Source organism: Pseudoalteromonas sp. APC 3694, assembly GCF_030407565.1.
Classification (GTDB): Bacteria; Pseudomonadota; Gammaproteobacteria; order Enterobacterales; family Alteromonadaceae; genus Pseudoalteromonas; species Pseudoalteromonas tetraodonis.
This window is the reverse complement of the sequence record NZ_JASDDE010000045.1, coordinates 17,347-29,462: the sequence shown is the minus strand read 5'-3', so window position 1 is coordinate 29,462 and position 12,116 is coordinate 17,347. Positions and strand designations below refer to the sequence as shown.

Below are 12,116 nucleotides of genomic sequence, written 5' to 3'. Positions count from 1 at the left end.
TTACAAACCTCGCGCCGCGATTAAACCGCTCCTAGTTTGAACAAATTGTAATCCGAAAAGGTCAACAGACCCTAATATTCAAGACACTAATAACGTGCCTTTATACATTTGCATTTGGCAATGAAAAGCATATTCACCCACTTTAAGTGCCGGCAGCTCAACAGTGTTATTCTCACCCATAGCGAGCGTTTTACTGATATCGAGTGAAGGAAACACCACCGTTTCGGCGCATGGAGCGCTGTCTTGTCGATTAAACGTCAGCGTTACTTTTTTATCAGCAGCCACTTTAATATGGGCAGGATAATAAACGCCGTTATCAACCACTATCGTTATTTTGTTGTTATTACTCTGCACTTGCTTAGGTTTGTATAGCCAAAACCAGTATATAATAACCGCAATTAACAACGCGCCGAGTATATTGATCATCAACATAATGCTACTCCTATTTATAAAATTACGATTTACTGGGTTTAAAAAAGCGCAGGCGATTGGCGTTTGTGACCACAGTTAGTGATGACAACGCCATAGCAGCACCTGCAACAACCGGGTTGAGTAATATACCAAAGAATGGATATAACAGCCCCGCAGCAATTGGAATACCTGCCACATTGTAAATAAATGCACCAAATAAATTTTGCTTAATATTGACTATAGTGGCGCTACTAACCGCAATGGCATCGCCAAGACTCTGTAATGAACCGCGCATTAAGGTGATATCAGCGCTCTCAATCGCCACATCGGTGCCAGTGCCAATAGCAAACCCAACATCGGCTTGTGCCAGTGCAGGCGCATCGTTTATACCATCACCCGTCATACCGACTATTTCACCTTTAGCTTGGCGTTTAGTTACTTCACTGGCTTTGTCATCAGGCATTACTTGGGCAATAAAGTCCTTAATACCGACTTTGTTAGCGACGGCTCTGGCGGTAGCTTGGTTATCACCGGTCAGCATAACAACATGGATACCTTTTTTTTGTAGACGTTTAATGGCCTCTGCTGAATCGTCTTTTATCGGATCGGCCACCGCTATAATGGCTTGTAGTTGGGTATCAATTGCAAAATACATTGGCGTTTTAGCGGCGCTGGCTAATTGCTCAGCTTGCTCTTTTGCCTCTGCAATACTGATATTGTGTTGGCTCATAAGCGCTTCATTGCCAAACAATAAAGTTTGCCCATTTAATCTGCCTGTAACACCTTGCCCCGTCACAGCGTTAAAATCGCTGACTTTTTCAATCGTGATATCTTCATTTTCAGCATAACTTACAATAGCTTGCGCTAAAGGATGTTCAGAGCCGTTTTCAAGACTAGCGGCAAGCTTTAGCACGTGTACTTTATCGCTGTCATTAAAATTAATGATATCGGTAACGGTGGGTTTTCCTTCTGTGATCGTGCCAGTCTTATCTAAAATCATGGTGGTTATTTTAGAGGTGGTTTGCAGCGCTTCTCCATTACGAATAAGTATTCCCGATTCAGCGGCTTTACCTATCCCAACCATAATTGACATAGGGGTTGCTAAACCCAGCGCACACGGACAGGCAATGATAAGCACCGTGGTCACGGCCACTACCGCATAAGCAATGCTCGGCTCGGGGCCAAAATTAAGCCAAGCAAGGCCCGCGAGCACTGCAATAATCATTACCGTAGGAACAAATACGCCGGATATTACATCGGCTAAACGCCCTATGGAGGGTTTAGAATTTTGTGCTCGTTTAACCATATTAATAATACTGGCAAGTGTGGTTTCACTGCCAATATGGGTGGCTTTAAATAGTAACGTGCCACTTTTATTAATGCTGCCTGCAACAATGATATCGCCCTCAATTTTGTTCACTGGCATAGGCTCACCCGTGAGCATTGACTCATCCACTGAGCTGCGACCTTCAATGACTTCACCATCCACAGGGATTTTTTCACCGGGGCGTACACGCACAGTCTCGTTTTTTAGTACCTCACTAATAGCTATATCTTGCTCTTTGTTATCACGCACTACCCGAGCGGTTTTTGGCTGCAAACCGATTAAGCGTTTTATCGCCTCAGAAGTACGACCGCGGGCTTTTACTTCAAAGGCAAGGCCTAGGCTAATTAAACCGATGATCATCGCTGAGGCTTCAAAATAAACATGCCTAGCCACCTCGGGTAGCACGCTTGGCGCAATGACTACCACCATAGAATACAACCACGCGGTACCTGTGCCCAACGCAATCAGTGTATCCATATTGGCGGTGTGGTTTTTAAATGACTGCCATGCGCCGTTGTAAAACTGTTTACCCGCAATGGCCATAACCACTAAAGTGACTATACCAACAATAAACCAGCCAATGCGCTGCGCGTTGGTGGTGACACTCATATCAAAAATAAGCCCATACAACATAAGCGGAGCGCCAACGCCTAGCGCCAATACCATATTACGCATTAGCTTTTTATAGTGCGCGTTATCGGCTTTGGCTTTTTCATCTAGCGCGTCTTGCTCCGACTCACTATTCATTGGCTTAGCCTTGTAGCCTATATTTTCGACTGCTTCAATCAGCTCTGCTGATGACGCATTGCCTTCAACTTGCACACTGCGATCAGCAAAGTTCATTTCAACACGCTGCGCACCTGATACGCTTTTTAGCGCTTTTTCTATTTTTGCGACGCAGCTGCCGCAATTAGCACCTTCAATTATAAAATTTTGCACTGTGTCTTTATTGTTGCTCATTTTGCTTCCTCGGAACTAACTTGTTCGTTAAGGGGATCTACAAAGGTCTCAATTAAACTACATATATCGGCACTTACAGCACCATCGCTTGAGTTTTCCCACTGTTTTACCGCAGCTTGCATACGCGTTCTTAGTTTGAGTGTTTCTTGAAATAGCCGCTCTGTTTCTTCGAGCCGTTTAGTTATTAATTGTCGTGTCAGTGGGCATGGGCAATTCCCTTGCTCCGATTGAGCAACTATTTGCTGAATATCTTTAATAGAAAAACCGAGTTGCCGTGCACTAATAATAAACTTTAAACGTTGTTGATCGTCTTTGGTATACACCTGATAGCCATTGTTTTGACTACGAATGGGTTTAAGTAGCTTTATACGCGTGTAGTGCCGCACTGTATCTTGGGTCACTCCCATGATTTTAGCTAGCTGTTTAACATACATAATTCACTCCATCGGGTTTTAATAGTGACATAATAAACCTATGTGTAACACACAGGTCAACCGCTATTTTAAAACTCAGGGAATGCGTTATCGCCACATTAAATAAGTGATTACGTTTGCTTAAAGAAGAGGAAGAATACAGCAGTCACAAAATAGTGACTGCTAGAAAATGTAGACGTTATTTTGCTACGACTTAGGTTAACTATAGTTTAGTTTGCTTCACTACGCGATTGTTTAAGTGCTTCACCTAGCTGCCCAGCAATCGCTTGAATCTCTGGCATAGCGTCTTGCACTAATGCTTGTGACATTTGCATAGACTGTTGCATCACCTGTGGCATTTTTTTCAAAATAGCTTGCCCTGACTCTGTTTTATAAAAATCGAGCATATCGCTAATCTCTTGCTCACTAAATTGCTTATCATAAAGGTTAACCATCATAGGCTGCATTTTTTGCCAGCTCATTTTGGTTTTTAGCACCTTAGTCATATCAGCATAATATTTGTCAAATATTGGCTTTTCATTTGGCTTTACCCCCATTTGCACCGACATATTTTGCATCATGCCCTCAACTTGAGAATACATAGAGTCAACCATGGCGTCCATATCCATCACCTTTACCAGCTCATCAATTTTTTGTTGCTTAGTAGTTTGCGCTGCATATAGGCTAGTTGAAAAAATAAGTAGTGATAAAAGTAATACCTTACCCATATTAATATCCTTTTTGTATTTGAATTTACGCCATACTCACATGTTCAATAAGTGTTGTAAATGGGAACAACCAAAAAAAAAAGCCGGATAACTACCATTATTTGGCTTTTTGTCGTTTGTTAGGGTTAATCTTTTTCGATATTATCGAGTCCTTTCGTTCCATCTTTGGCTTTTAACTTATGATGAATAGCGGTTTTAATTAGCATATAACCACTAATGGGCGCCGTGATTAATAAAAATATAGTGATTAATATTTCTTTTACGCTTAAGCCACTAGCTGAATTGGCAAAAAATACCATCGCAGCCGTGAGTATACTTGCCATCCCTAAAGTGGTTGCTTTAGTTGGCCCATGTAAACGCATAAAAAAGTCCGGCAGTTTCATTAAGCCAATAGAGCCAATTAAAATAAAGAGCCCACCTAACAAAAGCAATATTGATACGATCCATTCACTTATCATTTTAATACCTTACTCAATTATATCGCCACGAAGTAAATACTTACATACTGCCACTGTACTTATAAAGCCTAACATTGCGATAAGCAAAGCAGCTTCAAAATATAAACCTGTTCCCATACTGATGCTATATAAAATAATCAATGCAATAACGTTAATATACATTGTATCGAGCGCCAAAATACGATCTGGTACTGATGGACCAATAATAAGTCGCCATAAATTTAGTAGTAATGACAATCCAACCATTGAAAAAACAATCAGTAATACTGTATCTAACATTGAAATATCTCCTTTAGGGGAGCTTCGTAGCGTGCTTTAATTTGTTTGATAAGTGCTTGCTCATCATCTAAATCCAACACGTGAATTAATAAATATCGCTGCGCTGGTTCATCATCTTCATTAAGTGACTTAATGAGAGGATAAACCTCAGCACTTACTGTACCCGGCGTTAAAGACACACAACTAGCTAAAATAGTAATTGGCATTTCATGCATTAAATCGATAGGCACTTTAACAAAACCTGGACGTAAATTTTTTGAAGGGCCCAGTATTAATAAGGCCACTTGTAAATTAGCCACAATAATATCGTAAAGCACAATAAGTAACTGCTTAAACGCCAAGCCAGGCTTTAATATGAGTGGTTGTGGATCTCTAAATGACATACTGAATAAAGGAATAAGCAGTGCTAACAATGCACCCAATATAATATGCCCTACAGACACACTGTTATTTAATAATAGCCATACTATAAATAAAAATAGACTACGAAACGGTGTGGGTAACCAACGAAAACGAGCTTCTAAGCGCATTACAGACCTCCCTTGAGTACCGCATTAATACCACCACTAATATCGTGAAGTTGTGTTGCTGTTTCAAGTGCATATTGCGTTGCCAAATCACCAAAAACAACCAACAGCACTGAGCTTGTGAGCAGGCCAACAAGTACGATAACTTGCAACGGATGTGCATTAGCAACATCAGCAGCCTCACCGCCTTTGTCTTTATGCTCCCAAAACAAACTCGTGCCTGCACGTGATATAGCAACAATTAACGCTAAGCTCATAATTAAGTAAACAGGCCAAAATACCAGTGCTTGCTCACTGTTTAAGGTGGTTTTTAAAATCCAAATTTTACCTACAAAACCTGAAAGTGGCGGCATACCTATGACGGTTAGTCCAGCGATAATAAAACACGCTCCCAACAAGAATGGTTGTTTAACTGCGCGTCCGCCAACTAATCTGTCGCCGGCTTTACCTCGCTGAGTTGCAATTAAATCAGCCAGTAAAAATAGTGCTGCAGTCACTAACGTTGAGTGCACCAAATAATACAATAGTGCAGCTGTGGCGTTTATATTTTGAAGTGCAACCAGTGCTACTAAAGTACCCACAGAAACCAGTACTAAGTTTGCGGTAAGCTTACGTAAATCTTGTGCTGCCAACACTCCGATTGCCCCAATCACTATAGTAGCAATGGCCAACGCCCATAGCCAAGACTGCGCCATATGCTCAAGTTCACCGGCTTGCTCACCAAATACCACTGTATATACGCGTAAAGTGGCGTAAACACCGACTTTGGTCATAATCGCGAACAATGCAGCAACCACAGGTGTCGCACTTGAATAGGCATTTGGGAGCCATAAATGCAGTGGTAATAGTGCACTTTTAAGGGCAAATACCACAAGCAATAGCAACCCGCCAGCTTTAGCTAAATAAACATCATCACCGGTTAACTGCGGTACTTTATTAGCCATATCAGCAATGTTTAGGGTACCCAATACCCCATATAAAATACCTAAGCCGATTAAAAATACACTTGAGCCAACTAAGTTTAAAATAACGTAATGCAGTGCTGCACGTGTTTTTGGTTTACCGCCGCCGTGCATTAATAGCGCATAAGAAGCAATTAGTAACACTTCAAAAAAGACAAAGACGTTAAATAAATCGCCCGTTAAAAACGCACCATTTACCCCTAATATTAAAAAATGAACCAAGGGATGGAAAAAGCTGCCTTGCTCGTCATCGCCGGCACACCCATATAAAACCACACCAAGGCCTAAAAAAGCGGTTAAAGTAACCAGTAAAGTTGAGAGCATATCTGCTACCAGTACAATACCAAACGGCGCTGACCAGTTACCGATTGCATAAACAATAATCCCGTTATCTTTAACCTGAACCAGCAGTAATACTGTAATTACAAAGGTTAAAATAGCCATTAGGCTTGAAGTTAATCGCCGTGCAAATAAACTTTTGCCACACGGTGGCAGTAGCAGAATGATTGCCGCTAGCATAGGCATTAAAACAGGCAAAGATGCTAAATGCTGAATCATTTTCTCTCCTTGCGTTTACTTCTGGTTAGGGTGCCATCAACATGATCATTCCCTAAATCTGCTCGCCCTCGTATCGATAAAATAACCACAAACGCAGTCATGGCAAATCCTATCACAATAGCTGTTAATACTAAGGCTTGTGGCAGCGGATCGGCGTAATCAGCGCCAGTTCCAAGTACCACCGCTTTATTGATAGTTAAGCGCCCTGATGAGAATAAAAACAAATTAACCGCGTAAGAAATCATTGTCAGCCCCAATACCACTGGGAATGTGCGCGCTCTTAATAATAAGAACACACCACAGGTGACTAGCACGCCAACGCAAGATGCGTATAACAGTTCCATTAAATATTTACCTCTTCTTTCTCTGCGTTCGCTGTCATATTACCTAAGCTCGCAAGGATCATTAGCGTCGCGCCAACGACGGTTAAGTACACGCCCAAGTCAAATACAATGGCGCTAGCTAGCTCTGTTTTGCCAACAAACGGAATATCAAAGTAATCAAACCAAGTAGTTAAGAATGGTTTATCGAAGAACCAACTTCCGACACCCGTAAACATGGCAATAGCGATACCTGATGCAATAATTTTTCGATAGTTAACATCAAAACGTTCATTAATCCACGCAGTACCATGTGCCATATATTGTAAAATAAAGGCAATAGAGGTCACGAGGCCGGCAATAAATCCACCGCCCGGTAAGTTATGACCACGTAAGAAAATATAAGCAGACACTAATAGCGCTAATGGTAATAAGCTTTGAGAAATACAAGCCAATAAAATAGGATGGCGATCTTTAGACCATGGACGCCCTTCACTATCGCTCGCTGGCATATAAAGTGGAATTCTTGATAACAGTTTAAATATGCCCAGTGCGGCAATACCTAACACGGTGATTTCACCTAAGGTATCAAAGCCCCTAAAATCAACTAAAATAACGTTAACAACGTTAGTACCCCCACCGCCTGTTTTAGCATTAGCAACAAAGAATTCAGAAATTGAATTAAGAGGACGGGTCAGTAATGCATAACAAATACTAGCAATAATTACCCCCACCGTAGAGGAAATAACCACATCACGTAAAATACGCAACGAGCTTGACTCTCTTGGCGTACTTTGCGGTAAGAAAAACAGTGCCAACATTAATAATATGATGGTCGCAACTTCTACTGTAAGTTGCGTTAAGGCCAAGTCAGGCGCTGAAAAACGTGTAAACGCTACCGACACCATTAATCCCACAATCGACAGCATTAATAACGACACCATCCGAATTCGATGCCAAATAACGGTAGCAATAGCACCAATAATCAGTAGCCCTGCACCTATAGCATTTTGAATATCAACTGGGGTGTTAGGTACACTGCCCGCTAGCTGTTTCATTTCAAATAATGGCCAACCTGAGGCAAGTAATACAACACCTAACATAATAAATACATAGCGTTGTAATGAGCCATTTTCTGTTGATTGGATTTTGTTTTGACACCAATTAACCACAACCACTAAAAAACGCTCGAAGATTTTTTTAGCGTTAAAAGGAGGTAACGACGCTTGGAACTGAAATAAGTACTTACGATTGACGTAAATAAATAAACCACCAATGACCGCCATACCACTCATAAGTAGAGGTAAATTGAAACCGTGCCAAATAGTTAGCTTGTACTCAGGCATAGCTTGACCAAGTACAGCCAGCGACGCGGCTGATAAAATACCGTCAACGACAAAGTGTGGAAAAATACCCACTAAAATACACAGTACCACTAAGATCTCTATAGGCACACGCATATAACGCGGCGCCTCATGAGGGGTGCGTGGTAAGTCTATCGGCTCACCATTAAAGAACACGTCATGAATAAAGCGAGATGAGTATGCTACCGACAGCGCACCTGCAACGGTTGCCAGCACCGGGATTAGCCACGACATAGAGCCAAGTACTTGCTGATTCAGTGTTTCAGCAAAAAACATTTCTTTAGATAAGAAACCATTTAATAGCGGTACACCCGCCATAGCGGCAGCGGCCACCATCGCCAAGGTTGCCGTATAAGGTAAGTAGCGCCACATGCCATTGAGTTTGCGCATATCACGAGTCCCGGTTTCATGATCAATAATGCCGGTTGCCATAAATAACGACGCTTTAAACGTCGCGTGGTTAATAATATGAAAAATAGCGGCTACGGTTGCAAGTTGTGTGTCTAGGCCGAGTAATAGAGTAATTAGGCCTAAATGACTAATTGTTGAATAGGCTAACAAACCTTTTAAATCATGTTTGAATAACGCGATATAAGCGCCAAATAATAACGTGGTTAAACCGGTCAAACCGACTAATAAAAACCAAGTGTCAGTTCCCGCCAGTGCTGGATAAAAACGCGCAAGTAAAAAGATACCCGCTTTTACCATAGTGGCAGAGTGTAAATACGCACTTACCGGCGTAGGTGCTGCCATGGCGTGGGGTAACCAAAAATGAAACGGAAATTGTGCAGACTTGGTAAAGGCGCCTAGTAATACTAGCACCAGCGCTAATTCGTATAAATCATGTGATTGAATAATCGCTTTGCTAGCTAAAATAGTGTCTAGGTTGTAGCTTCCAACAATATCACCTAGCAGCATTAAGCCGCCCAGTAATGCTAAACCACCCGCACCGGTTACCGCCAGTGCCATACGCGCCCCCTTGCGCGCCTCTGATTTATGCCACCAGTAACTAATCAACAAGAACGAGCTAATACTGGTTAGCTCCCAAAATACCCATAACTGAATCACATTGTTTGACATAACAATGCCCAGCATGGCGGTCATAAATAACATTAAGTAACTAAATAGCTTTGGCAGTGAATCGTTTTGACTTAGGTAATAACGGGCATACAAAATAACCAGCAGCCCTATTCCTAAAATCATAAATAAAAACAGTAAACTCAAACCATCTAAGCGTAAGGAAATATCCAGCCCTAAAGCAGGTATCCACTGCGCGCTAAAACGAATGGTTTCTCCCGCGAGAACCGCAGGCGCATGATAAAGTGTAATTGCAAGCGCGGCTAAAGGCGCAATAGCCGTTAGGCTCGTTGCCTGATTTCGAGAAAGTTTGCCGGTGCATGCAGAAATAACACTGCCTAATAAGGATAACAGGGGTATCCAGAGCAAAGTCATAATGAAGGGCCTTTTTGAATCATAAAGTTTATCAATTCGCTACTTGTTATTATTAAATACCAAAGTGACTTGGGTATACGTTTTATATCTGTTTTTTAACAACATTAATACGTACAGTTATACTGATAAACACGGTTTTTGTCTATAGAAAGCGCTTCTAGCGGGGCAATAATCAAACAAAAAAGTCTATAAATTAATGAACTGGGATAAAACCGGCTCAGCTTTTAAGCAGTTTTAATAGGCTCATATAATCATTGGTTAAACAACCTAAAAGCACTCTATTTAATGATTAAAAGCGCGGGAATAAATCTGCATGTTGCTCTATATGAGTTTGCCACAAAGCCCGATATTGCTCTGAAAGTCCAACCTGTTGATATTGCATAATAGACCACTGTGCGCTTGGCTTATAAGCAACACCTCCTTGCTGACAGCTTTTGCTTTTGTGCCATCCTTTTGGCGCATCAGTGTTATGAGCAATAAACAAGTTAGGGGCAACCAACCCCTCAAGCTGACAAAGCCAAGCTTGTTTTTTTGCTGGTAAAGCATATTCATCTTCAAAACCATTAAAGTGCATTAATTCATGTAAAAATACTGCATAATTAGCCTGCGAGTTAATATGCATTAAGCCCTGATGCACATTGGCAGTACCTTGCTTGGGCATCATAATCGCAAAATCGAATCCTTTAGGAAGCCGCTGCTTAAGTGATGACTGTTGCCAATCGCACTGCGCAAGCGTTGCTTTAGTGCTGTTACAAGCAATTGCATTACCAACATATATAGGCTTTGAAAAACAAAAGGTATTGAGACTCGGCTCTGGGTTTTGAAAGTACGCGTTACGAAATTGATTGAGCCTGTATAAACCATCACGGTGATCGCTCAGCATTAGCACATTAAATGTGCATTGTTTTTGTATCTCAATTTGCTCGCTCGCTACCAAAAACCCTAATTTATTCATAAATGAGTGATTTAATGCATCGAAGGGAGCACGCTGTTGTAACTGTAAATGATAAAAGGCATCCCCTTTAGGTAACTTATTGTGAGCTTTTAATAACGCTAAATCTTGCCAGCGCTGTTGAGAAAGCAATGAAGCTGCGAGATGTTTTTGTTGTTTAATTGTTATCTCATCGAGGCTTGCTTGCCAAAAGAGCTTAGCGGTTTCAGTTTGATTATTGGCTAATAATGATAACCCATAGCCGTATTGTGCATGGGCTATTTTATTACGTGCTAAGGTTGCTAATGAGGTCGGGGGGAGTTGTAAAATATGCGATGCAAAGTAACCAGGGAATTGCCAATAACTATTAATCACATTGGCTTTGCCGTGCAATACTTGCCAAAAGCCAATGCTATTTTGTTTATTACTGGAGCCATTAATTAAGCTAGCGCACAGTAATAAAATACTTAATTTAAAAAAGTTAGCCCGCGCTTTCACTAGCCATCAACTCAAGCTCTAAACGTGCATATTTATATTCTATAAATTCATGAACGTTCGTTGCCAGCGCCAACTTAAAGTAATCTGTTGCAATTGAAAGGTCACCTGCGGCTTGGTGCTGTTTAGCTAAGTAAAAATAAGCTTCACATAAACGTTGAGCATATTCTTGTTGTGAACTTACACCATCGGCTATGCCTGAAAAAAATGCTTTTTCACTCAAATCACCCACATACAAAGCAATAAGCTGATACGCCCATTCATTTTCATCAAGGGCCGCCGCATTAGCTTTTAACGCAGCGATTGCCGCGGTTTTGTCTTGTGCTGCTTGAGCTAAATAAAGCCACAATACACGATAAGGGTCATTAGGAGAGCGCTGTAAAAACGTTTTAAAGTCATCTTTTGCAAGCGTCGCTCTATCGCCGTAGTACAAGGCAATACCACGATTTAAATACGCATATTCATGTTCTTGGTCTAACTCTATGGCTGAATCAAAATACTCGTATGCTTTTTCGTATTGCTGCATCAAGGTATGCTGAATACCCAAAAAGTTATACACTTCAGCCAAATCAGGCTTAAGTTTAACCGCTCGGTTAAAATCAATTCGCGATAAAGTGGTCATGCCTAAGCTATCAAACAGTACTCCACGGTCATAATAGAGCTTTGCTTGTTGTTCTGTACTTAAGTCTGCTCTATTTAATAGCTCTGAAAAACGTGCAATGGCAATTTCATTTCTAAAATCTGATGCAAGCGGTGCAGTAAATGGCACATTAATAATAGCAGCGGGTTTAGTAGTAGCCTGACAAGCGCTTAAAGACAAAATAGCAAAAGATGCCAAGGCTAAATGTTTAAGTCTCATTAAAATCCTTAATACCGAGGTAAGTAGCAAATAGATAAGACATAAGCTGTCTTGTAAGGTTCATTCTTGTTA

12 protein-coding genes are annotated in these 12,116 nt (G+C 41.2%); all 12 read right to left on the bottom strand.

Annotated features, from left to right (window positions below; all coding sequences use genetic code 11):
* Positions 1-78: 78 nt before the first annotated feature.
* Positions 79-432: a cupredoxin domain-containing protein gene (locus QMA00_RS14305; protein ID WP_013464550.1), complete on the bottom strand. Its 354-nt coding sequence runs from the start codon at positions 430-432 to the stop codon at positions 79-81.
* 22 nt (positions 433-454) lie between these two features.
* The gene (locus QMA00_RS14300) at positions 455-2,698 is read right to left on the bottom strand and encodes a heavy metal translocating P-type ATPase (protein WP_076921580.1); all 2,244 of its coding nucleotides are present in this window, start codon (positions 2,696-2,698) and stop codon (positions 455-457) included.
* Positions 2,695-3,132 carry a MerR family transcriptional regulator gene (locus QMA00_RS14295; RefSeq protein ID WP_016899460.1) on the bottom strand — a complete coding sequence of 146 codons (438 nt, stop codon included), beginning with the start codon at positions 3,130-3,132 and terminating at the stop codon, positions 2,695-2,697. The genes QMA00_RS14300 and QMA00_RS14295 overlap by 4 nt, the downstream gene beginning before the upstream one ends.
* Before the next feature lie 209 nt (positions 3,133-3,341).
* Positions 3,342-3,839: a DUF2059 domain-containing protein gene (locus tag QMA00_RS14290; protein WP_076921578.1), complete on the bottom strand. Its 498-nt coding sequence runs from the start codon at positions 3,837-3,839 to the stop codon at positions 3,342-3,344.
* A gap of 125 nt (positions 3,840-3,964) precedes the next feature.
* Entirely contained in the window at positions 3,965-4,297 is a 333-nt protein-coding gene (locus QMA00_RS14285) for a Na+/H+ antiporter subunit G (protein WP_016899458.1), read from the bottom strand.
* A 9-nt stretch (positions 4,298-4,306) separates the two neighbouring features.
* Positions 4,307-4,576: a K+/H+ antiporter subunit F gene (locus tag QMA00_RS14280; protein WP_008114565.1), complete on the bottom strand. Its 270-nt coding sequence runs from the start codon at positions 4,574-4,576 to the stop codon at positions 4,307-4,309.
* Entirely contained in the window at positions 4,570-5,106 is a 537-nt protein-coding gene (locus QMA00_RS14275; RefSeq protein ID WP_016899457.1) for a Na+/H+ antiporter subunit E, read from the bottom strand. The genes QMA00_RS14280 and QMA00_RS14275 overlap by 7 nt, the downstream gene beginning before the upstream one ends.
* Positions 5,106-6,623, bottom strand: a complete 1,518-nt coding sequence (locus QMA00_RS14270) for a monovalent cation/H+ antiporter subunit D (protein ID WP_076921576.1) — start codon at positions 6,621-6,623, stop codon at positions 5,106-5,108. The genes QMA00_RS14275 and QMA00_RS14270 overlap by 1 nt, the downstream gene beginning before the upstream one ends.
* Positions 6,620-6,967: a Na+/H+ antiporter subunit C gene (locus QMA00_RS14265; protein WP_013464542.1), complete on the bottom strand. Its 348-nt coding sequence runs from the start codon at positions 6,965-6,967 to the stop codon at positions 6,620-6,622. The genes QMA00_RS14270 and QMA00_RS14265 overlap by 4 nt, the downstream gene beginning before the upstream one ends.
* Positions 6,967-9,759 carry a monovalent cation/H+ antiporter subunit A gene (locus QMA00_RS14260; protein ID WP_016899455.1) on the bottom strand — a complete coding sequence of 931 codons (2,793 nt, stop codon included), beginning with the start codon at positions 9,757-9,759 and terminating at the stop codon, positions 6,967-6,969. Before QMA00_RS14260 ends, QMA00_RS14265 begins: the two co-directional genes overlap by 1 nt.
* Before the next feature lie 289 nt (positions 9,760-10,048).
* Entirely contained in the window at positions 10,049-11,188 is a 1,140-nt protein-coding gene (locus tag QMA00_RS14255; protein ID WP_076921574.1) for a hypothetical protein, read from the bottom strand.
* Positions 11,172-12,044, bottom strand: a complete 873-nt coding sequence (gene nlpI / locus QMA00_RS14250) for a lipoprotein NlpI (RefSeq protein ID WP_076921572.1) — start codon at positions 12,042-12,044, stop codon at positions 11,172-11,174. The genes QMA00_RS14255 and nlpI overlap by 17 nt, the downstream gene beginning before the upstream one ends.
* Positions 12,045-12,116 lie beyond the last annotated feature (72 nt).